The sequence below is a fragment of the Acidobacteriota bacterium genome, from assembly GCA_039683095.1.
Lineage (GTDB): Bacteria > Acidobacteriota > Aminicenantia > Aminicenantales > Saccharicenantaceae > RBG-16-66-30.
On sequence record JBDKSB010000002.1, the window covers coordinates 102,129 to 123,849 of the forward strand.

The 21,721-nt window shown below is 68.0% G+C and carries 19 protein-coding genes and 1 tRNA gene; 5 read left to right on the top strand and 15 right to left on the bottom strand.

Going from position 1 to position 21,721, the window contains the following annotated elements; genetic code table 11:
- The first annotated feature begins 9 nt into the window (after positions 1-9).
- Positions 10-2,496 (top strand): DNA ligase D, encoded by a 2,487-nt coding sequence (ligD, locus tag ABFD52_03235; protein ID MEN6559774.1) that lies wholly within the window; start codon positions 10-12, stop codon positions 2,494-2,496.
- Positions 2,469-2,930, top strand: a complete 462-nt coding sequence (locus tag ABFD52_03240; GenBank protein MEN6559775.1) for a phage protein GemA/Gp16 family protein — start codon at positions 2,469-2,471, stop codon at positions 2,928-2,930. Before ligD ends, ABFD52_03240 begins: the two co-directional genes overlap by 28 nt.
- A gap of 4 nt (positions 2,931-2,934) precedes the next feature.
- On the opposite strand, the gene ABFD52_03245 is transcribed toward ABFD52_03240, so the two are convergent.
- The 12 genes from ABFD52_03245 to ABFD52_03300 all read right to left on the bottom strand — a co-directional run bounded on the left by ABFD52_03245 (position 2,935) and on the right by ABFD52_03300 (position 15,102).
- Complete coding sequence (locus ABFD52_03245; protein ID MEN6559776.1) at positions 2,935-3,636, bottom strand: ABC transporter ATP-binding protein; 702 nt, start codon at positions 3,634-3,636, stop codon at positions 2,935-2,937.
- Complete coding sequence (locus tag ABFD52_03250; protein ID MEN6559777.1) at positions 3,633-4,400, bottom strand: energy-coupling factor transporter transmembrane component T; 768 nt, start codon at positions 4,398-4,400, stop codon at positions 3,633-3,635. Before ABFD52_03250 ends, ABFD52_03245 begins: the two co-directional genes overlap by 4 nt.
- A gap of 24 nt (positions 4,401-4,424) precedes the next feature.
- Positions 4,425-5,567: a class I SAM-dependent methyltransferase gene (locus tag ABFD52_03255; protein MEN6559778.1), complete on the bottom strand. Its 1,143-nt coding sequence runs from the start codon at positions 5,565-5,567 to the stop codon at positions 4,425-4,427.
- Between the two features lie 118 nt (positions 5,568-5,685).
- The gene (gene nikR, locus ABFD52_03260) at positions 5,686-6,102 is read right to left on the bottom strand and encodes a nickel-responsive transcriptional regulator NikR (GenBank protein ID MEN6559779.1); all 417 of its coding nucleotides are present in this window, start codon (positions 6,100-6,102) and stop codon (positions 5,686-5,688) included.
- 76 nt (positions 6,103-6,178) lie between these two features.
- Positions 6,179-6,619, bottom strand: coding sequence for a lipocalin family protein (locus ABFD52_03265; protein MEN6559780.1), 441 nt, complete (start codon positions 6,617-6,619; stop codon positions 6,179-6,181).
- Between the two features lie 187 nt (positions 6,620-6,806).
- Positions 6,807-6,956 carry a hypothetical protein gene (locus ABFD52_03270; GenBank protein MEN6559781.1) on the bottom strand — a complete coding sequence of 50 codons (150 nt, stop codon included), beginning with the start codon at positions 6,954-6,956 and terminating at the stop codon, positions 6,807-6,809.
- Between the two features lie 172 nt (positions 6,957-7,128).
- On the bottom strand, positions 7,129-7,821 hold the full coding sequence (locus ABFD52_03275) for an aspartate/glutamate racemase family protein (GenBank protein ID MEN6559782.1): 693 nt from the start codon (positions 7,819-7,821) through the stop codon (positions 7,129-7,131).
- Between the two features lie 9 nt (positions 7,822-7,830).
- Positions 7,831-9,150, bottom strand: a complete 1,320-nt coding sequence (gene rho, locus ABFD52_03280; GenBank protein ID MEN6559783.1) for a transcription termination factor Rho — start codon at positions 9,148-9,150, stop codon at positions 7,831-7,833.
- 73 nt (positions 9,151-9,223) lie between these two features.
- A complete protein-coding gene (gene lon, locus ABFD52_03285) occupies positions 9,224-11,674 on the bottom strand; it encodes an endopeptidase La (GenBank protein MEN6559784.1) in 2,451 nt (816 codons plus the stop codon).
- Positions 11,675-11,799: 125 nt separating this feature from the next.
- Positions 11,800-13,077: a trigger factor gene (gene tig / locus ABFD52_03290; protein ID MEN6559785.1), complete on the bottom strand. Its 1,278-nt coding sequence runs from the start codon at positions 13,075-13,077 to the stop codon at positions 11,800-11,802.
- Positions 13,078-13,151: 74 nt separating this feature from the next.
- Positions 13,152-13,236 (bottom strand) — tRNA-Leu (locus ABFD52_03295).
- A gap of 33 nt (positions 13,237-13,269) precedes the next feature.
- Positions 13,270-15,102: a tetratricopeptide repeat protein gene (locus ABFD52_03300; GenBank protein ID MEN6559786.1), complete on the bottom strand. Its 1,833-nt coding sequence runs from the start codon at positions 15,100-15,102 to the stop codon at positions 13,270-13,272.
- A gap of 121 nt (positions 15,103-15,223) precedes the next feature.
- Between ABFD52_03300 and ABFD52_03305 the strand changes: the two genes are divergently transcribed.
- The 3 genes from ABFD52_03305 to ABFD52_03315 all read left to right on the top strand — a co-directional run bounded on the left by ABFD52_03305 (position 15,224) and on the right by ABFD52_03315 (position 17,252).
- The gene (locus tag ABFD52_03305; GenBank protein MEN6559787.1) at positions 15,224-15,748 is read left to right on the top strand and encodes a DUF2085 domain-containing protein; all 525 of its coding nucleotides are present in this window, start codon (positions 15,224-15,226) and stop codon (positions 15,746-15,748) included.
- A 66-nt stretch (positions 15,749-15,814) separates the two neighbouring features.
- Complete coding sequence (locus ABFD52_03310; GenBank protein ID MEN6559788.1) at positions 15,815-16,318, top strand: hypothetical protein; 504 nt, start codon at positions 15,815-15,817, stop codon at positions 16,316-16,318.
- A complete protein-coding gene (locus ABFD52_03315; GenBank protein ID MEN6559789.1) occupies positions 16,308-17,252 on the top strand; it encodes a diacylglycerol kinase family protein in 945 nt (314 codons plus the stop codon). The genes ABFD52_03310 and ABFD52_03315 overlap by 11 nt, the downstream gene beginning before the upstream one ends.
- A 9-nt stretch (positions 17,253-17,261) precedes the next feature.
- On the opposite strand, the gene ABFD52_03320 is transcribed toward ABFD52_03315, so the two are convergent.
- The 3 genes from ABFD52_03320 to ABFD52_03330 all read right to left on the bottom strand — a co-directional run bounded on the left by ABFD52_03320 (position 17,262) and on the right by ABFD52_03330 (position 21,699).
- Positions 17,262-17,822: a lytic transglycosylase domain-containing protein gene (locus tag ABFD52_03320; protein MEN6559790.1), complete on the bottom strand. Its 561-nt coding sequence runs from the start codon at positions 17,820-17,822 to the stop codon at positions 17,262-17,264.
- Positions 17,823-17,884: 62 nt separating this feature from the next.
- On the bottom strand, positions 17,885-20,545 hold the full coding sequence (gene alaS / locus ABFD52_03325) for an alanine--tRNA ligase (GenBank protein MEN6559791.1): 2,661 nt from the start codon (positions 20,543-20,545) through the stop codon (positions 17,885-17,887).
- Entirely contained in the window at positions 20,542-21,699 is a 1,158-nt protein-coding gene (locus ABFD52_03330; protein ID MEN6559792.1) for a PilT/PilU family type 4a pilus ATPase, read from the bottom strand. Before ABFD52_03330 ends, alaS begins: the two co-directional genes overlap by 4 nt.
- Between the last annotated feature and the right edge of the window lie 22 nt (positions 21,700-21,721).

The window sequence follows — 21,721 nt, forward strand, 5'->3', positions numbered from 1 at the left end:
CGGCAGGCGATGGCGCTCCAGGAGTACGCGCGCAAGCGGGCTTTAACCCGAACCCCGGAGCCCGCCCCTGCCAAGCCCGGACGCCCCGGCCCGTCCGGCCGCCTGCGGTTCGTCGTCCACAAGCACCAGGCCCGCCATCTTCACTACGACCTGCGCCTCGAGCACGCCGGGGTCCTGAAGAGCTGGGCGGTGCCCAAGGGGCCGTCCATGGACCCCCGCGACAAGCGCCTGGCCATCCAGGTCGAGGACCACCCTCTGGCCTACAAGGATTTCCACGGCCGTATTCCCGAAGGCGAGTACGGGGCCGGCCTGGTCGAGATCTGGGACAAAGGCACCTACGCGCCGGGCCCCGGTCCGGGCGGCGAAACCGGACCGGCCGCCGTCGAAGCCGGGCTGGCCAAGGGGCATCTCGACCTCGTCTTCCACGGCCGGAAGCTCACCGGACCGTTCACCCTGATCCATCTGAAGGGCCGGGGCCCCAAAGACAACCAATGGCTGCTGTTCAGGCGCAAAGAAGCCCCCCGGACTCCCGACGCCGGCGCGCCAACGGAGGCCGACCCACCCGGCCTGAAGGGCAAAAGATCCGGACGGCCCCCGTCCCTCAAGGCCCTCGGCCTCTTCGACGCGCCCCGAGGGCCGTTCCCGGGCCCGCTCGAGCCCATGCTGGCGACCCTCGTCGACGCGCCCTTCGACCGTCCGGGCTGGTCCTTCGAGGTCAAGTGGGATGGCTTCCGGGCCCTGGCCGTGACCGAGGCCGGCCGGGTCCGCCTGGTCTCGCGGAACGGCAAGCCGCTCGACGTGCGCTTCCCGGCGATCGCGGCCGCCCTCGCCGGAACGCCGTCGAACGTTGTCCTCGATGGCGAGATCGTGGCCGTCGATGACCGAGGCCGGCCGGCCTTCCAGGACCTCCAGAGCGCCCAGCGCGCCGGCGACGGCCGCCTGCGCTACTACGTTTTCGACATCCTCCAGGTCGGCGGCCGCGACCTGCGGCCCCTGTCGCTCGAGCGCCGGCGGCAGGTCCTGACGAGGTTCTTGCCGGCGTCCCCGGTCGTGCGCTTGAGCGATGCGGTCGAGGCCCGCGGTCGGGACTTTTTCCGGGCCGCGGCGGCGATCGGCCTCGAAGGCATCGTGGCCAAGGACCTGGCCGCCCCCTATCGGCCGGGCGAACGGACCCGGTCCTGGCTCAAGATCAAGGCCCGCCGCCGGCAGGAAGCGGTCATCGGCGGTTTCACCCGGCCCCGGGCCTCGCGGCGATACTTCGGGGCCCTGGTCCTCGGCGTCTATCGCGGCCGGGACTTCGTCTGCATCGGGCATGTCGGGACGGGTTTCAGCGAAGAGACCCTGAAGGACCTCGACGCCAAGCTGCGACCGCTCGTCACGAAGACTTCGCCGTTCGCCACGCCGCCCCGGACCAACGAGCCCGTCACCTGGGTCCGGCCGCGGCTCGTCGCCGAGATCGAGTTCGGCGAGTGGACGGCCGAAGGCCTCCTGCGGCAGCCCGCGTTCCTGGGCCTGCGTGACGACAAGGACCCCCGCCGGGTCGAGCGCGAAGAGGCCGCCCCGGGCCCCTCCCCCGGCCGGGCGGCGGCGCTCCGGACCCGGGCCGAGCTCGTCCATCTCGACAAGGTCTTTTGGCCCGGGGAAGGCTTCACCAAGGGAGACGTGGTCGATTATTACGCCGCGATGGCCGACCGGATCCTCCCCTACCTGAAAGCCCGGCCCCAGGCCCTCAACCGGCATCCGGACGGCATCGCCGGTCCGAGCTTCTTTCAGAAGAACCTGACCCAGGACCCGCCGCCGTGGGTCCGGACAGTCGAGGTCGCTTCCGAAAGCCGGGGCCGGCCCATCCGGTATCTCGTCTGCGACAACCGCGACACCCTGCTCTACGAGGCCAATCTGGGCGCGATCGAGATCAACGTCTGGAGCTCGTCCCTGCCTCACCTCGACGCGCCGGACTACGTCGTCCTGGACTTCGACCCGCTCGAAACCTCGTTCGAGGCCGCGGTCGAGGCCGTCCGGGCGGCCAAGGAGGTCCTCGACGAGATGGGGCTTCCGGCCTACTGCAAGACCTCCGGGGCCACGGGCCTGCACGTCTACCTCCCGCTCCTGCCCCGGTTCGACTACAACCAGTCACGCGAGCTGGCCCGGCTCATCTGCCTGGTCGTCAACCGGCGGCATCCCGACCTGACCAGCCTGGAGCGCAGCCCGGGCAAGCGGCGGGGCCGCATCTACCTGGATTACCTGCAGAACCGCAAGGGAGCGACCATGGCCGCGCCATACGCGCTGCGGCCGGTGCCGGGCGCGACCGTTTCCACGCCGCTCGATTGGCGGGAGGTCACCGCCCGCCTCGACCCCGCGGCCTTCGACATCCGGACGGTGCCCGAGCGGGCGGCCCGCCGGCGGGACCCGTGGCGGGATTTCTTCAAGGACCGGGTCGACCTGGCCAAGGCCTTGAAAAGGATCGAACGATGGCGACTCGAAAGCCGCCGGCGGTGAAGGCCCCGGCCCCTCCGGACGGGCCCGAGACCCAGATCCCGGCGGCGTCCCGTTGGATCAGCCCCAAGAAGCTGGCCCTCATCCACGTCGTCAAGAAGGAGCTCGGCCTGGCCGATCGCGATTACCGGCGCATCCTCTGGCTCATCGCCGGGGTCCGCAGCGCCAGGGACCTGGACGAAGCCGGGTTCCGCAAGCTCATGCGCTATTTCGTCCGCAGCGATTATTTCCGGGCCAACGCCTTCGGCCTGACCCTGAAACAGAAGATGTTCATCAAATCGCTCGCCGGCCGGCTCGGCTGGGAGCCGACGCACCTGACGAACTTCATCCGCAAGTATTACCGGCGGCCGGGCCTCGATCACCCGGACCGGAGCGAGGCCTCCAAGCTGATCGAATCCCTGAAGGCCATCCAGGCCCGCGGATCAGGCCGGCCCTGAGCCGTCAGGCGTCCGGTCCCCAGATCCGCCCGGCGGCCGACGGATCTCCCCCGTCGTAGGCGATGCGCCCTCCATCGAGGACTATGTAGCGCCGACACACGCGGCCGGCGAAATCCAGATCGTGGGTGGCCACGAGCATGGCCGCCCCGAAACCGTTGAGAAGCAGGGCCAGAGCCTTGCGGCCGGCGGGATCGAGACCGGCCGTGGGCTCGTCCAGAAGAAGGAGCGGCGGCCTGGTGACCAGCGCGCCGGCCAGGGCCACCCGCTGCTTCTGTCCGTGTGACATATGCATGACCGGCTGTCGGGCCAGCCCGCCCGCGCCGAGCTCGCCGAGCATCTCTCCGGCCCGGCGGTAGGACGCCTCGCGCGCCTCGCCCCGCCGCAGGAGGCCGAAAGCGGCGTCCTCGATCGCCAGGGGAAAGAGGATCTGGTCCTCCGGTACGTTGAACAGGAAGCCGACCCGCTGCCGGACCTCCCCCGTCGTCCGGCGGCCGAGGGCGATCCCGTCCACCCGGATCAGCCCTTCGTGCCCGACCAGCCCGACGGCGGCCATCAGGAGCGTCGTCTTGCCCGAGCCGTTGAGCCCGACGAGCGCCGCCCGTTCGCCCTCCCCGAGCTCGAACGTCAGCCCTGCGAGGACCGGCGGCGAGCAGGGCTCGTATCGGACCGTCACGCCGTCGAAGACGAGGGCCTTGCGTCCGCTCATCCGATCCAGCCCCAGCGCAGTCCCGCGGCCAGCAGCAGGACCCCGATCGCCGCGGCCAGCGCCGCGACGTCGGCCGGCCGAAGCTTCCCCCGGCCCAGGATGCGCAGATCGGCTTCGGCATAGCCCCGGAGCTCCATGGCTGCAGCCACGCGGTCGGCGCGGCCGATGATCCTCGGCATCCAGACGCGCGGCAGGGAGGCCGCCACCCTCCAGCCGGCCGAAGCGCGGCCCGAGCCTCCCCGCAGGGCCACGGCGGAGGCGATGCGCCCGGTTTCGGCGAGCAACGTCCCCGTCTGCTGGACGATCTGGATGAGGACGGCCGAAATGACTCGAGGCAAAGGGAGAGCCAGAAGCCCGCGGCGCAGGTCGCTGGCGCTGAGCGCGGTCATCGTCGCCGCAGCCACGCACAGTCCGGCCAGCCCATGGAGAAAAGCATCCCAGGGAGCGGCCAGGGCGACCGCCAGGCGCTCCGGGCCCGCGGCCGCCGTCCGCGGAGACAGGAGGAAAGGAGCCAGGAGGAAGTACGGCAGGAAGGCGGCCAGGCCCAGGAAGACGAACGACCTGAGCGCCTTGCGGGGCATGCCGCACCCGGCCGCCCAGCCGGCCGCTATGGCCGCGCTGAGCGCGATCCCCTCCCCGCGCCCCGACGGAGCCGCCAGGCAGGCGGCAAATAGGATCGCGCCGGCGGCAATCCGGCTCTGCGGGGCGAGCCGGGACACCGGTCCCCGGCCGGAACCCCACAGCTCGTGCCAAAACGCTCTCATCTGCGCTCCGGCCGCGCTTTCAGCTCAATCCCCCGCCAAGCCGTCCCGGACGGCCGTGACCAGGTAATTGTCTTCGCCGTCTATGACCGTTTCCGGACGGAAGCCGCGCCGGCTCAGCAGCTCGGCCGTTTCGCGCGCCGGCGGCAGGAGGTCGCGGCCGATGGCCCCGCCCGCCCCGGCGTGGATGCCGTTGATCCTGGCCCGCGAAGACAGGTGCCAGACATGGAGACGGCCGCCGGGCCTCAGGACCCGGCGGATCTCGGCCGCGGCCGCGTCGCGATCGTCGATGTGAGGCCATACCGAGAAGCAGATGACCCGGTCGAACGAGGCGGCCGGGACGGGCAGCCGCCGGATGTCGGCGACCAGCCAATCGGCTCGCGGGTCCCGGACCTTGCTCCGCGCCTCCCCGACCATCCGGGCCGAGAAGTCCACGGCCACGACCCGGCCGGCCTCGGAAAACCGGGCCAGGAGGGCCAGTGTCAGGTTGCCGGTCCCGCAGCCCGCGTCCAGCACGGCTTCGTCCGGCCCGACCCCGAGGCCCTCTAGTACCGAAGCGAGACGCGCCTCGAGCGCCGACAGGTCCTCCCAGCCGTCCCAGCGGTCCGCTATCGAATCGAAATAGGCCCTGCGGGCGTCATCCCCGGCCGGAGACACGGCTGGCCCGCTGCCGCGCCGGAGCCTGGCCAGGGGCGGAACGGCGATAACCATCAGCACGAGGCCGGGCCAGCCGCTCAGGACCGAGAGGCCGGCCATGAACGCCGCCGGAAGACCGATCGCCAGGAAGACCGCGTAGGCCAGCCCGACGTAGAGGACCCGGCCGAAGAGGAGCGCCGGAGCGAGGACGAGCAGCTCGTTGGCCCGGGGCCGCCGGCTCACGATGGCCGAGATGAGCGCGGCCATGGCCGCCAGCTCGAGCGCCATGAGCCCGGCCACGGGCGGATAGAGCGGGGGCATGCCGGTCAGGACGCCGGACAGGACCGGCACGACGAGGGCCGTGGCCGCGGCGGCGCCCGGGCGCACGAAAAAAGCCAAGGTCACGAGCGGCAGGTACATGGGCATAAACACGTGGCCCAGCCGCAGGAGATGGAAGATCACGGGCAGGAGAAGGGCCGCCGCGCCGAACAGGCCGCAGTAGGCGAGATCGCGCGCCGAGGGACGGCCCCTCATCGGGCCGCCCGGTCGGTTCGGGTCGGGGGCATAGTAGCACCTCTTTCCTTATTCGTGGCACCACTATTCTAAGGCAGGTCCCGGGGCCTGTCAAGGATGAGCGCCCGCCCGGGCGGCCTCAGCGGAGCTTCCGGCCCGTGCTGGCCATATTGACCGTTCCCTGGAGGACGCCCTTGACCGAGCGCAGGGACTCGGACAGCCGGCGGACATCCCCGGCCCGGCCCCTGACGGCGATGATCTCAAGGCAGAGGTCCCGGTCGAGATGGATATGCTGGGTGGACAGGATCAGGTCATGGGCGTCGTGCTGGATGTCCGTTAGCCGCCCGACTAGGTCCTTGCGGTGATGTTCGTAGACGAGAGTGACGGCGCCGGCCACCTCGCCGTCGCCGCGCCATTCCTCCTCGACCAGCGCTCCCCGGATCAGGTCGCGGAAGGCCTCGGACCGGCTGGCCAGGCCGCGGCCGGCGACGAGGGCGTCGAACCGGCGGAGCAGGTCCTTCTCCAGCGAGACACCGAAGCGAACTATCTCTTTCAATGGCCTGAACCCGGGTCTGGGATAAGGAAATACCATGGAACCGGGCCCGAGTCAATCCGCCCCGCGGCGGCTCGCCCTATTGCCGGTGGAGGACCAGGTCGAGCAAAGCCTCTTCGGGGCTGCCCGGCGTGAAATCGTACAGCACGTGGCCGTCGTTGAGGGTCAGGTTGTCGCCGGACAGAGTGTAGTCGAACTGCGTCGTGCCGCTGTTCCCGGACGTCCAGGTCAGGGTCAGGACGTCGGTGGAAGCCGACCATGTTCCGCCCGCGACGACCGCGCTCTCGCCGGGATCCGTAATCGTCAAGGTGAAGGTCGTGGCGTTGAGGACCAGCACGGCCGTCGAACCCCCGGCCACGATGTCGACCTTGGTGCTCGAGTTGGCCGCGCTCGTATATTCGGCCTTGGTGGCGTTCCAGGTGCCGAGGAAGCTCTCGGTGTCCTCCGGGCCGGCGCTGCTCTTGCATCCGGCGGAAACCAGGACGGCGGCAATGATGAGGACGGCGACGACGCTTTTCATTGGACCTCCCTTTCTGCGAAGAGGGAACCCGAAGCGGCATCGTCAACGATTCCCGCCCCGGCTTCCGTTGGGACTACCATAATCCCGTTTGAGGACGGCCGTCAAGGGCGGGCCGATCGGTCGGCCGAAGATAAGCCGCGCCGGGGGGAGGGTCCGAAGGCCTGGCGCCGGCCTGTCCGCGACCAGCTCAGCCCCTGATGCTGACGCTGTATTCAGCGGTCGGCCTGGCCGAAGCCATGATCTTTTCCGCGGACAGGGCGTTGGCCAGGATGCCGAACCCGGTCAGGGTGAGCAGGACGGCCACCAGGGCGATGGCGACTCTCGTGCGGAGCTTCATGATATCCTCCATATCTCGTTTGATTTCTTTTGCCTGGACATACTATTAGACGTATTGACCGGGCGAAAGGTTCCATGCGTTCTACGAAGGCCGGGTGGGGGGAACTGAACGAGAGGGGGCGCCGGAGCTGCGCTTCGGCCTGTCAACGAACGATGACTATGACGATCGCCGATCAGCTCAGCGCGAAATCCACCGCGGCCGCGGCGTGCAGGGCGGTCGTGTCAAATACAGGCACGGGGCTGTCCTTGGCCTTGATAAGGAGTGGGATCTCGGTGCAGCCGAGGATGACGCCCTGGGCGCCCCGCCGGACCAGGCCCTCGATGATCCCGGCGTAGGCCCGGCGCGATTCCTCGCGGACGATGCCCCGGCCGAGCTCGTCGTAGATGACATTGTGGACGACGGCCCGCTCCGGGGCGTCCGGCACCAGGACCTTCAGTCCGTGCTCTTTCTCCAGGCGCGCCCGGTAGAAGTCCATCTCCATCGTGTAGCGGGTGCCGAGCAGCCCGACCGTCTTCATGCCCCGGCCCTTGACGGACGCGGCGGCCGCGTCGGCGATGTGGATGATCGGCAGCCGGACGGCCGCGGCGATGTCCGGGGCCAGCTGGTGCATGGTGTTGGCGCAGATGACGATGGCCTCGGCCCCGGCCGCTTCGAGGGTCCTGGCGGCCGCGACCATCAGCCGGCCCAGGCCCGACCAGTCCCCTTTCTCCTGGAGGTCTTCGACCGGCGCGAACTCGACCGAGACCATGACCATCGCGGCCGAGTGATGGCCGCCCAGCCGCTCCTGGACGCCCTGGTTGATGAGCCGGTAGTAATCGACGGTCGAATGCCAGGTCGTGCCGCCGATGAGGCCGAGCGTCCTCACGGCCGCGCCTCAGCCCTTGCTCATCTGGTTGAGGAAATCCTGGTTGGTCTTGGTCTTGCCCAGCTTGTCGATCAGCATTTCGACGGCCTCGACTTCGTTCATCTGGCTGAGGACCTTGCGCAGGATCCAGATGCGGTTGAGGTCCTGCTCCGGGATGAGCAGCTCTTCCTTGCGGGTGCCGGACCGGCTCATGTCGATGGCCGGGAAGACGCGCTTGTCGACCAGGCGCCGGTCGAGGTTGATCTCCATGTTGCCGGTGCCCTTGAACTCCTCGAAGATGACCTCGTCCATCCGGCTGCCGGTATCGATCAGGGCCGTGGCCAGGATGGTCAGCGAGCCGCCTTCCTCGACCTTGCGGGCCGAGCCGAAGAACTTCTTGGGCTTGTGCAGGGCGTTGGCGTCGATGCCGCCCGACAGGACCTTGCCCGAGGGCGGGACGATGGAGTTGTGGGCCCGGGCCAGGCGGGTGATGGAGTCGAGCAGGATGACGACGTCGCGCTTGATCTCGACCAGCCGCTTGGCCTTCTCCAGGACGATGTTGGCGACCTGGGCGTTGCGGGTCGGCGGTTCGTCGAAGGTCGAGGCCACGACCTCGCCGTTGACGCTCCGCCGGAAATCGGTGACCTCCTCGGGCCGCTCGGCGATGAGCAGGACGATGAGGAAGATCTCCGGGTGGTTCTTCTCGATGGACTTGGCGATCGTCTTGAGGATGGTCGTCTTGCCGGCCCGGGGCGGCGAAACGATCAGGCCGCGCTGGCCCTTGCCGATGGGCGTCAGCAGCTCCATGACCCGGGCGTTCATGTTCTTGGGGTTGCCGTCCTGGAGCTTGATCATCTCGAACGGGTAGAGCGGCGTCAGGCCCTCGAAGTTGACGTTCCGCCGCTCCTCGATGATGACGTCGGGGTGCATGAAGTTGACGGCCTCGATCTTGATCAGGGCGAAGTACTTCTCCCCGTTCTTGGGGGCCCGGACGACGCCGGAGATGGTGTCGCCCGTCCGCAGCTGGAACTTGCGGATCTGGGAGGGCGAGACATAGATGTCGTCCTGGCTCGGCAGGTAGCTGAACTCGGGGGCGCGGAGGAAGCCGAAGCCGTCCTCCAGGCACTCCAGGACGCCCTCCGAGAAGAGCAGGCCCTGTTTCTTGGCCTGGGCCTCGAGGATCTTGAAGATCAGGTGGTGCTTGCTCGAGCCGTCGATCTCGTCCTCGGGCAGGCCGACGGCGGCGGCGGTCTGGGCCAGGGCGTCGGGGTCCTGGGACTCGAGGTCGATGAGGTTGTATTCCCTGTTGGCGGGCGGGGCGTCCGGGGTTCCGTTCTTCTTCGTCACCATGTGTAATTCACTCCCAAGGAGAATTGCCGGCACCGATTATGCGGTCTGCTACGGTCTTCAGCTCAAACGGTCTTCAGTTGGTCAGGGGCGGCTCCTTCGCCGCCTCCCCCTCGGCCGGGCGGGCCGCCGGGCGCTCCGCCTCGGCCGGCTTGGCGTCGCGGCTCTCGGCGGGCTTCTTCGGCAGCTCGCGGGTCAGGGCGATCTTCAGGACCTCGTCCATAGTTTCGACGAGGTGGATGGTCATCCCGGTCTTGAGGACCTTGGGCAGGTCCTTGAGGTCGGGTTGATTGTCGAGGGGCAGGATGGCCTCGCGGAGGCCCTCCCGGTAGGCGGCCAGCAGCTTTTCCTTGACGCCGCCGACGGGCAGGACCCGGCCCTTCAGCGTGATCTCCCCGCTCATAGCCACCCTGTTGCGGACCGGGATGTCGGTCAGCAGCGAGATGATGGCCGTGGCGATGGTGATGCCGGCCGAGGGGCCTTCCTTGGGCGTCGATCCTTCGGGCACGTGGATATGGATATCGGAATTGCGGTGGAGGTCCCGGGCGATGTCGAGCTCGTAGATCTTGCCGCGGACGAAGGAGAAGGCCGTCTGGGCGGATTCCTGCATGATCTCGCCGAGCTGCCCGGTCAGGGTGAAGCTGCCCTTGCCGTGGACCTTGGTGGCCTCGAACCGGAGCAGCTCGCCGCCGAACTCGGTCCAGGCCATGCCCGTGGCGACCCCGATCTCGTCCCGCTTGTCGAACTCGGAGCGGCGGTACTTCGGGATGCCCAGATAGGCCTCGAGGTTCTTCGGCGTGATGTGTTCCTTGTGCTCCTTGCCCTGCTCGACGACCCGCTTCACGACCTTGCGGCAGACCGTGGTGATCTCCCGCTCCAGGTTCCGGACGCCGGCCTCGCGGGTGTAGCTGCGGATGAGCTTGACCAGGGCGTGGTCGCTGAACTTGATGTTGGCCTCGGTCAGGCCGTGGGCCTCCATCTGCTTCGGCAGGAGGAAGCGCTTGGCGATCTCGAGCTTCTCGTCCTCGGTGTAGCCGGGGATGCGGATGATCTCCATGCGGTCGATCAGCGGCTTGGGGATCGGATCGAGCAGGTTGGCCGTGACGATGAACATGACCTGGGACAGGTCGAAATCGGTGTCGATGTAGTGGTCGAGGAAGGTGCTGTTCTGCTCCGGGTCGAGGACCTCCATCAGGGCCGAGGCCGGGTCGCCCCGGAAATCCATGCTCATCTTGTCGACCTCGTCGAGGAGGAAGACGGGGTTCTTGGTCCCGGCGCGCTTGATCATCTGGATGATCCGGCCGGGATAGGCCCCGATGTAGGTCCGCCGGTGGCCCCGGACCTCAGCCTCGTCGCGGACGCCGCCGAGCGACAGCCGGACGAACTTGCGGCCGGTGGCCCGGGCGATGGATTTCCCGAGGGAGCTCTTGCCCACGCCCGGAGGCCCGATCAGCCCGAGGATGACGCCCCGGGGGTTCTTGACCAGCTGGCGGATGGACAGGTACTCGAGGATGCGCTCCTTGACCTTCTCCAGGCCGTGATGGTCCTCGTTGAGGATCCTATCGGCTTCCTTGAGTTCCCTCTTCTCCCTGGTCTTCTTGACCCAGGGCAGGGAGATGAGCCAGTCGAGATAGTTGCGGCTGACCGTGGCTTCCGCGGACATCGGGGGCATGGACTCCAGCCGCTCGATCTCCTTGTAGGCCTTCTCCTGGGCGTCCGGCGGCATCTTGGCCTTGGCCACTTTCTGGCGCAGCTCCTCGATCTCGTTCGGCTGCTCCTCCTTGCGGCCGCCCGGCAGGCCCGGCGGGAAGGGCTTCTGGCCGCCGGCCGCCTGGTCCTTGAACGAGGCCCGGCGCCGGCCCGCCGCCCGGTTGGGGTCCTTCTGGTAGGCCGAGTGGATCTTCAGGATCTCGTTCTCGAGGACGTAGTTGAGGCGCCGCAGGCGTTCGAAGCTGTTGACCGTCTCGAGGAGGTTCTGCTTCTCTTCGAGGGGCATGTAGACGTGGGAGGCGATGATGTCGGTGATCCGCTCGGGGGTGTTCTCCCGGAGGGCCGGGATGATCGAGTCGAGGTTGGTGTTCTGGTTGAGCTTGAGATAGTCCTCGAAGAGGGCCAGGACCCGCTTCAGCAGCTCCCGGGACTCGGGCAGGTGGTCGTCGACTTCCTTGATGGCCTTGGCCAGGATCTGGTAGTAGGGATAGGTGCTCAGGTACTCGACGATCCGGGCCCGGCTCTTGCCCTCGACGATGACCTTCATGTTCCGGTCGTCGCTCTTGATGGTCCGGATGATCTTGGCCGTCACGCCGACCGAGTAGATATCCTTGGGGGCCGGGTTGTCGACGGAGGCGTCCATCTGGGCGGCCAGGAAGATCAGCTTGTCCTTCTCGGCGGCCCGTTCCAGGGCCTGGACGGAGGAGGACCGGCCGACGATGAAGGGCACCAGGGTGGCCGGGAACACGACGAGGTCCCTCAGGGGGATGAGGGGTATGTTCTTGAGGACCTCGGTGTGTTCGTTGGAATCCTGCATTCTACGCTCCGGGCCCGAGGGGGCCCCCGGCCGGTTCAGGCATGCGGCTCATGAGGGACCGGGATTTGAGCCGCCTCTCGCCGACGTGACGCGCTCATCAGGGAGGCGTGGGAACTGAACCTTGGTCAACTCATTATAGCCATTTTCATGAGAAAGTCAACTGTCTTGCGGAAGAGCAGGTTCTCGGCCATTTCCTCGCGGCGGGAGGGGTCCCGGCGGATCATGTCCCCCAGGGCGGCCTCGGGGATGCCGTTGGCCTGGGCCAGGCCTCGGACCTCGGCCTGGACCTCCTCGTCGGTCACGCCGAAGCCCTCCTTCTGGGCGATCTTCTCGAGGATCAGGTGGTTGGTCAGGTGCTCGACGGCCTGGCGGCGGGCCTCGGCCTTCAAGCCCTCCACGGCTTCCGGGGCCAGCGGACGGCCCCCCAGGGAGGACAGCAGGCGGCGCAGGACGGCCAGGGTCTCCCGCTCCGCGACCGATTCCGGCAGCTCCAGGGAGACCTTGCCGGCGATGGCCTTGAGGACCTCGGAGGCCGCCTCGTTCTGGCTGGCCCGCTCCCGGCCGGCCTGCAGCTCTTTGCGGACCTTGTCCCGAAGGGCCGCCAGGCCCTCGGGCGTCCCCATGGTCTTGGCGAACTCGTCGTCCAGGGTGGCCAGCTTCTTCTCCTTGAGCTCACGCAGCTTGAGGCTATAGACGATGGTCTTGCCGGCCACGCGCCGGTTGGCGTGGCCCTTGGGATAGGAAACCTCGAAGGAGCGCTCCTCCCCCGGGGTCATGCCCGCGATCTTCTCGTTGAGGGCCGGCTCGTTGTCGGCGTGGCCGACCAGGACCACGGCCTTTTCGACCGGCAGGAGACGCCTGGTCGCCGCGTCCCGGCCCTGCATCTCGACGGCGGCGTAATCCCCGCCGGCCGCTCCCCTTCCCTCGACGGGGACGAGCTCCGCGGCCCGGGCCCGGACGTCCTCGAGGGCCTTGTCCACGTCCGCCTGGGCGATCTCGACCGGCTTCTTCTGGACCTTGACCGCCCGGTAGTCGGGCAGGTCGAAGTCCGGCAGCACTTCGAAGGAGGCCGTGCAGCGCAGGGGCTGGCCCTCGTCATGCTTCAGGTCCTTGAGCTCGGGCACATTGACCGGGTTCAGGCGGAGGCCCTTGAGCTCGTCCTCGAGCACCCGGGGGATGAGCGAATCGTAAGCGTCGTGCCGGATGTCGTGGTCGAAGAGGGCCCGGACCTGCTCCCGCGGGGCGTGGCCCTTGCGGAAGCCGTCGAGCTTGGCTTTGCTGACGTATTCGCCGAGGATCCGCTCGTATTCCTGGCGGAACTCCTCGTCGGGGATCTCGAGCTCGATCTCCTTGCGGCTCGGGCTCACGTCGATCAGGCGGCTGTGTCGGCCTTCTGCGTTCATTGTCGTGTCTCTTTCCTGTCTTGGGATATCACGGGCGGCGCCGGGGGCCGGGCCCGCGCGGCGCCGGACGTCAGTAGGCAGAGCGGGACTCGAACCCGCACTCCTTCATCAGGAACTAGGTCCTAAGCCTAGCGCGTCTGCCAATTCCGCCATCTGCCCTTTCGGGCCCGGCCTGGCCGGGTCCTGCGTTCGTCAATGGATGTGCTTCTTTATCTTCTCGGCCATGGCCGGGTCGATGGCCGCCAGCTTGTTGTATATCTCCTTGGCGCTGTACATGTCCTTCAGGTTGATATAGACGATGGCCAGGTTGGCCATGGCCACGGAGTTGTCGGGCTTGAGCTCGATGGCCTTCTTCAGCGGCGCCACGGCCGCCTCGTAGTTCTTGGCCTGGATGTAGGCGACGCCGATGTTCAGGGGCCCGGCCGAGTCATCGGGCGCCAGCTCGGAATATTTCTTGTAGGCCTCGGCCGCCTCTTTGAACTTCTTGACGTTGAAGTAGGACGAGCCGATCTGGTACCAGGCGTGCGGGAAATCGGGCTTGACCGCCAGCGCCTGCTGGAACGCGGCCACGGCCTGGTCGTAATCCGGCACCTTGAAGTAGGCCATGCCGAGATAATAGAAGTTCGTCTCGTTCTTGGGATCGAGCTCGATGATCTTCTTGAGCGGAACGACGGCCTTGTCGAACTTCCCGGCCGCGTCGTACATCTGGTAGGCTTGGCGGAAATAGTTCTTGGCCTCGGCCGGGTTGAGGCCGGCCATGGCCGTGTAGACGCCCTCGGCCTCCTCGAGACGGCCGGCCTTGACGTAGGCCTCGGCCAGGGATTCGCGGACCTTGAGGTCCGACGGCTGGGCCTTCTGGGCCTCGACGAGGGCGGCGATGGCCGCGTCGTACTCCCCGAGCTGGGTCCGGCAGAAGCCGAGGCGCCACTGGGCCCTGAAGGCGTCGGCCGGGGCGAGGGCGACGTACTTCTCGTAGGCCGCGGCGGCCTTGGCGAAATCGGCCGCGGCCTCCCAGGCGGAGCCGATGTCGAACTGGACTTCCTTGCCCGCATAGCCCAGGCCGGCCGCCTTCTCCAGGGCCTCGGCGGCGTCCTTGTACTGGGTCTGCTTGAACAGGATGCTGCCCAGGCCGTAGAAGGCGTCGGCCCGCTGCGGGTCGAGCTCGGTGATCTTGCGGTAGGCCGTAACCGCGGCGGCATAGTCGCGCTGGCGCGAATAGATCTCGGCCAGCTGGAGATGCCCCTGGACGTCAGCCGGGTTGGCCCGGACGGCTTTTTCCAGGTGGTAGCGGGCCGTCGACAGGTCCTCGAGCGCCATGGCCGTCCGGGCGCCGAAGCTGTTGCCGTCGGCCGCTTCGAAATAGTTCTCCGGGGTCTGCGATTTGAAGGCCGTGACGCCCGGCGTCCGGGGCACACCGGTGAGCACGCTGACGGGCAGGCCGAAGCGGACGTTCTTCTCGCCGACGACGAGCATGCCGACGAGCTGGCCGTTGACGTCGACGAGCGGGCCGCCCCGGAACTGATCGGCCGCCGGCATGGAGATCTCGATGATCTTGCCCACCGGGCCGGCGTCGACGATCCGGCGGAACGTGCCCTCGACGACGACGATGCTGCCGAGCTCGTTCGATCCCAGGGCGAACAGGCGGGCTCCCGCGGCCAGGCTGTCGAGTGAGCCGACTGGCAGGGCCTGGAGCTTGCCTTTCAGCTTGAGCAGGGCGACATCGTGGGCCTTGTCGACCCCGAGAAGGCCCTCTATCTTGACCTTCTTCCCCCTGATGTTGAAGCCCTCGACGTCGAAGGCCTGGGAGACGATATGATAGTTCGTGACGACGATATCCTCGCCCAGGGCCAGGGCCGAACCCTTCGGGAGCTCGACCTTGTCGGCCCCGTAGCTGGTGAGCGCTATGACGCTCGAACCCGCCTGGCCGAGGATGTTATTGGTCTCCTCGGTCTGGGCCGCGGCCCAGGACGAGGCCAAGATGACGGCGGCGACGAGCGCCAGGCCGGCTTTGCGATCATGGAACATCGCATCCTCCTCTGCAGCGAATAGGACGGGCTGCTCTTCTAATTTACTTGGGAGGTCCGTCCCTGTCAATGAATTCTCCGGCCCGGTGACACCGCTCCCCGTTCGGGCTAGAATATCGTCCATGGCGACCATGCCGGGCCCGCGGACCGTGCGCCGGATCTGGCTCCTGACCGTCTGCGGCACGGCGTGCTGGCTGGCCGGCATCTTCCTGGCCCCCGGGCTGGCCGCCCGCGGCGCCGGCGGCGCGTCCCGCGTCTTCTACGCCCTCTATGCCCCGGTCTGCCATCAGATCCCCGGCCGCTCGTTCCGCCTCCACGGCTATCCCCTGGCCGTCTGCGGCCGCTGCCTGGGCATCTACGCGGGGTTCGCGGCCGGGCTGCTGTTCTATCCGCTGGTCCGGGGTTTTTCCCGGACAGACCTGCCGAGGGCCCGTCTATTCGTTCTCCTGACCGTGCCTCTGGCGATCGACGGCCTGGCCGGCCTCCTGGGGGTCTGGCGGAGCCCGATCGGGCTCAGGTTCGCCACGGGCCTTGTCTGGGGCATCCTCCTGCCCTATTATTTCGTGGCCGGTCTGGTCGACCTCGCCCGGGCGCGGCGGGAGCGGGCGGCCGCCCGGGCACTTGAAAAGGCCGGCCAGACGAAATAGAATACCCGTCGCCGTTCAGGAGGAGACATGATCTCTCAGAAACCGCGATATTTACGGCCCGCCCTGATGGCAGGAACTGTCGCCGGCCTCCTGTCCGGGCTGCCGCTCGTCTCGGCCGGGAACTGCTTTTGTTGTCTCTGGATCATAGGGGGCGCGGCCATGGCCGTGCGGCTCCTGGCCAAGGAGACGCCCGCCGTCCTGAACTCGGGCGACGGGGCCCTCGTCGGGGCCCTGACGGGCATCGTCGCCGCCGTCGTGCAGTCGTTCGTCTCCCTGCCCTTCCGGTCCTTCGATCCGGAGCAATTGCAGAAGGCCATGGACCTGGTCTCCGGTCTCGGAATCGGGGTCCCGCCCAACGTCGTCGACGAGGCGTCCCGCATGAGCTCCAGGTTCATGTCGCCGGGCTGGTTCCTCCTGTTCCTTCTCTTCTCCGCGGTCGTGATGTGCCTCGTCGGCGCCCTGGGCGGCGTCATCGGCGTCTCGCTCTTCGTCAAGAGAGCAGCGCCGCCCGTGCCTCCGCCGCCGGCCGATCCCGCCCAGACCCCTCCGGGGCCCTCCGATGCGGCATAAGACCAAGGTCATCGTCAATCCCGCCTCGAACCGGGGCCGGACCCGCATGCGCTGGGGCGAGATCCGTGAAGGCCTGAAGAGCTTCATCCGCGAGTTCAAGTACGAATTCACCGAGAAGCCCCTGCACGCCACCGACATCGCCCGCGAGGCCATCAAGGACGGCGCCGACCTGGTCATCGGCGTCGGCGGCGACGGGACGATGAACGAGATCGCCAACGGCTTCTACGAGGACCGCCGCATCATCAACCCCGAGGCCGCCCTCGGGATCGTCCCCGCCGGGACCGGCTGCGACCTGATGCGCAGCCTCAATATCCCGCACGGGCTCAAGGGCGCCCTCCAGGTCCTCGCGGACGTCCCGGCCGTCAGCATGGACGTCGGCCAGGTCCGTTACCGGACGAACGACGGCCGGGAGGAGGACCGCCTCTTCCTCAACATCGCCGATTTCGGCCTGGGCGGCGAAGTCGTCCGCGAGGTCACCGAGCGGCGGCTCCAGCGCAAGGCCTCCTCCTACATCCGCTGCCTGGTCACGACCATGGCCCGCTACAGGAACAAGCGGGTCCATATCCGGGTCGACGGCCGGACGCTCCCCGACGGCGAGTACCTCATCGGCGCGGTGGCCAACGGGCGGATCTTCGGCAAGGGCATGAAGGTGGCGCCGGACGCCCGCCTGGACGACGGCCTCTTCGACAGCGTCCTCATCCGCGGCTTCCGGTTCTTCGAATTTTGCCGCCACGGCTGGAAGCTCATGAACGGCACCCACGTCACCCACCCCAAGGTCACCGTCGTGCGCGGCCGGACGGTCGAGGCTTGGCCGGAAGAGGGAGAGCAGGTCCTGCTCGAGCTCGACGGCGATCAGGTCGGCCGCCTGCCGGCGACGTTCGAGATCATCCCCCGCGACCTCCTGGTCAAGGGCTTCCTCCAGCCCGCTCGCTGACCGCGAGGCCTATTTTTTCTTGATCTGCTCGGGATCGTTCACCAGCACCGTGCGCCCGTTCTCGTCCTTGACCATGAAGGTCGGGTTCTTGCTCGTCACGGTGGGCTTCTTGTAGGACTTCATGATGCCGGCGATATAGGACCTCGTCTCCGGGTAAGGCGGGATGCCCTTGTACTTCCGGACGGCCTCCTGGCCGGCGTTGTAGGCGGCCAAGACGAGCCTGGTCTGCCCGTTGTAGAGCTTGACCAGGTCCTTGAGGTAGCGCACGCCGCCCTCGATGTTCTGGGCGGCGTCGAAGACGTTCCGGACGCCGTACTGGAGGGCCGTGGCCGGCATCAGCTGCATCAGGCCCATGGCCCCGGCCGACGAGATGGCAAAGGCGTCGTAATTGGATTCGGCCCGGATGACGATGTGGACGAGCTCGGGATCGATGCGGTGCTTCCCGGCCACCTTCTTGACGATGGGGTTGTAGAGCTTGCGCAGGTCCCCGGCCGTGGCCGCGACGAGGCCCGGCGCGAGGGCCAGGAGGAGCGCCGCCGCGAGTGACCGCTTGGTGCCGTTCATAGTCATCCGCCCTTATCCTGTCAGAAGCCGGGCCGGCCGGCAATCCCCGGCAAGGGTGAATCGGGGGGTCAGCCGGCCTGCCGCCCGACCAGCCCGGGAACGAGGCCCAGGGCCTTGTCGAGATCCCCGGCGCCCGGACCGCCGGACTGGGCGAAATCGGGCCGCCCGCCTCCCCCGCCGCCGATGACCGGGGCCAGCTCCTTGATCAGGGCGCCGGCCTTGATCCGTCCCGTCAGGTCCTTGGTCACGCTGACGACGAGGAAAGCCTTGCCCTCCGTGACCGCGCCGAGCGCGACAACGCCGCTGCCGAGGTTGGACTTAAGGGCGTCGGCCGCGTCGCGGAGCTCGGGCATGGTCAGGCCGTCCATCCTCTGAACGTGGACGGCCACGCCCTGGACCGTGCTGACCTGGGCCGGGGACCCGGCGGCCGCGCCCGAAGCGATCCCGCCCGCTCCGGCGATGATCGCCTTCCTCTGCTCCCGGACCTCCTTCTCCAGCTCGTCGACGCGGGCCCGGAGCTTCTCGACCCGGGCCGGCAGGTCCCGGCGGGCCACTCCCAGGGTCCTTTCCAGGCCATCGAGCGCTTCCTCGAGCTCCCGGACGTAGCGATAGGCGCCTGCGCCGGTCACGGCCTCGATGCGCCGCATGCCCGCCGCGACGCTCGTCTCAGCCACGATCTTGAACAGACCGATCTGACCCGTGGCCCGGACGTGGACGCCGCCGCAGAGCTCCTTGCTGACGTCGCCGATGCCGACGACACGCACCGACTCCCCGTACTTCTCCTCGAAGATGGCCATGGCCCCTTCGCGGATGCCCTCGTCGAGCGAGGTGACGCGGGTTACAACGGGGATGTCGGCCCGGATCCCGGCGTTGACGATCTCCTCTACGCGGCCGATCTCCTCCGGCGACAGCGCAGCGAAGTGGGTGAAGTCGAAGCGCAGGCGCTCCGGCGAGACGAGGGACCCGGCCTGCTTGACGTGGTCGCCCAGGACCTGACGCAGGGCCGCGTGCAGGAGATGCGTGGCGGTGTGGTTGTTCGAAACAGCCTGCCGGCGGACGAGATCGGGCGCCGCGTCGACGCGGTCGCCCTCGCAGAGCTCGCCTGACAGGACCTTGACGGCGTGGACGATGAGCTCGGGGGTGGCGAAGGTGACGTTCTCGACAAGGGCCGACGCGCCCGGGCCCTTGAGCGAGCCCGCATCGCCGACCTGGCCGCCGGCCTCGGCGTAGAACGGCGTCTCCTCGAGGATGACCTCGCCGCGGTCGCCGGCCTTCAGGCTGCCGGTCCGGCGGCCGTCCTTGAGCAGGCCCAGGACCCGGACGTCGGCCAGCTCCGGCGCTTCGTGGACGCGGGAGCGGACCTTGAGGTCCTTGAACTCCTCGTAGACCTCCTTCTCCCGGCGCTTGGCCTCGCCTTTCCAGGACAGGCGGGCCCGGTTCTTCTGCTCCTCGAGCTCCCGGCCGAAGCCGGCCTCGTCGACGGTCATGGCCTTCTCCCGGGCCAGCTCCTGGGACAGGTCGAGGGGGAAGCCGAAGGTGTCGTAGAGCCTGAAGACCTTGTCGCCGGGGAGCTCCGTTCCTCCGGCGGCCCGCGTCTCCTGGATGGCCTGGTCGAAGAAGCGCAGGCCGGACGAGAGCGTGTAGGCGAAGCGCTCCTCCTCGGCCAGGCAGACCTTGGAGATGTATTCGGCCGAGGTCAGGAGCTCGGGGTAGGCCTCCTTCATGAGGTCCGCGACCCGGCCGACGAGCTCGTACAGGAAGGGCTGGTCGAGGCCGATGAGGCTGCCCTGCCGGCAGGCCCGGCGGATGATCCGGCGCAGGACGTAGCCGCGGCCGTCGTTGGCCGGCGACACGCCGTCGCCGATGAGGAAAGTCACGGCCCGGATATGGTCGGCGATGACGCGGACGGCCACGTCGCCCTCGTCCCCCGCGGGGTATTCGCGGCGGGCCATGGCGCAGGCGCTCTCGATGAGCGGCCTGAACAGGTCGGTGTCGTAGTTGCTGCGCTTGCCCTGGATGACCGCGGTGATCCGTTCGAGGCCCATGCCGGTGTCGATCGAGGGCGAGGGCAGCGGCCGGAGGACGCCGTCGTCGCCCTGATCGAATTCCATGAAGACGAGGTTCCAGAGCTCGACGAAGCGGTCGCTGCCGGACTCGATCAGCCGGTACGGGTCGCCCGGCTCGATCGCGGCGCCGAGGTCGTAGTGGATCTCGGAGCAGGGACCGCACGGCCCGGTGTCGCCCATGGCCCAGAAGTTGTCCTTCTTGCCGAAGCGGAAGATCCGCTCCCTGGGGACGCCGACCTCCTCGGCCCAGAGGCGGTAGGCCTCGTCGTCGTCGAGATAGACCGTGGCGTAGAGGCGGTCGATGGGCAGGCCGAAGACCCGGGTGACGAGCTCCCAGGCGGAGGCGATGGCTTCGCGCTTGAAGTAGTCCCCGAACGAGAAATTGCCGAGCATCTCGAAGAAGGTGTGGTGCTTGGCCGTCCGGCCGACGGTCTCGAGGTCGTTGTGCTTGCCGCTGACGCGCATGCACTTCTGGACGGTGGCCGCCCGGGTGTAGCCGCGCTTCTCGAGCCCCAGGAAGACGTTCTTGAACTGGTTCATCCCGGCGTTGGTGAACAGGATGGTCGGATCGTCCTTGGGCAGGAGCGACGAGCTCCGCACGATCTTGTGTCCCCGCTCGGCGAAGAACCGGAGGAAGGTCTCGCGGACGCCCTGGGCCGTCATTTCGGCTCTTCTTCCGGTCCCCCCTCGGCCCGCTCGACCTTGCTCATGCCCTTTTCCATCTCCTCGACGGCCATGTCGAGGGTCGACTGGATGCCCATGATGCGGAGCTTGAAGTTGTCGGGGTTGGAGGAATATTTCAGGCCCTGTTCGAACGAGATGTACCCGTCGCGGTAGAGCTGGTAGATGGACTGGTCGAAGGTCTGCATGCCGTACTGGGAGACGCCGGCCGTGATGGCGTCGCGGATGAGCATCGTCTTGTCCTTCTCGGCGATGCACTCCTGGATGTAGGGCGTGGCGATCATGGCCTCGACGGCAGGGACCCGGCCCTGGCCGTCCATGCGCGGGATCAGGCGCATGGAGATGATGGCCTTGAGGATCGAGGCCATCTGCAGGCGGACCTGGCGCTGATGGTGCGGCGGGAAGACGGAGATGATGCGGTTGATGCTTTCCGGCGCGTCGAGGGTGTGGAGCGTGCTCAGGACGAGGTGGCCGGTCTCGGCGGCCAGCAGGGCCGTGTCGATGGTGTCCAGGTCGCGCATCTCGCCGACCAGGATGACGTCGGGGTCCTCGCGCAGGCAGCCGCGCAGGCCGCGGGCGAAGCTGGTGACGTCCATGCCGACCTCGCGCTGGCTGATGGTGCTCTTCTTGTCCTTGTGGAGGTACTCGATGGGGTCCTCGATGGTGATGATGTTCTCGCGGCGGAAGGTGTTGATGTAATCGACCATGGCCGCCAGGCTGGTCGTCTTGCCGCTGCCCGTCGTCCCGGTGACGAGGACCAGGCCGCGCTGGTAGAAGGCGATCTTCTCCAGGACCTCGGGCAGCAGCAGCTGCCGGATGGTCTTGACCTCGAGCGGGATGATGCGCAGGGCGATGGCCAGTGAGCCGCGCTGGTGATAGATCGAACCGCGGAAGCGGCCGAAGCCCGGCAGGCTGTAGGCCAGGTCGATGTCCAGGTCCTCGGCCAGTCGCTTGCGCTGGGCCTCGGTCATCATCTGGTCGGCCAGCTCCTCGCAGTCGGCGGCCGCCAGCCGGGGATAGCCGGTGAGCGGCGTGAGGGTGCCGTGTACACGGATCATGGGGTTGTTGCCGGCCTTGAAGTGAAGGTCGGAGGCGTCCCGCTCGATAGCGATCTTCAGGAACTCGTCGATGACCATGCGTTCCTCCTCGGGTGCCGCG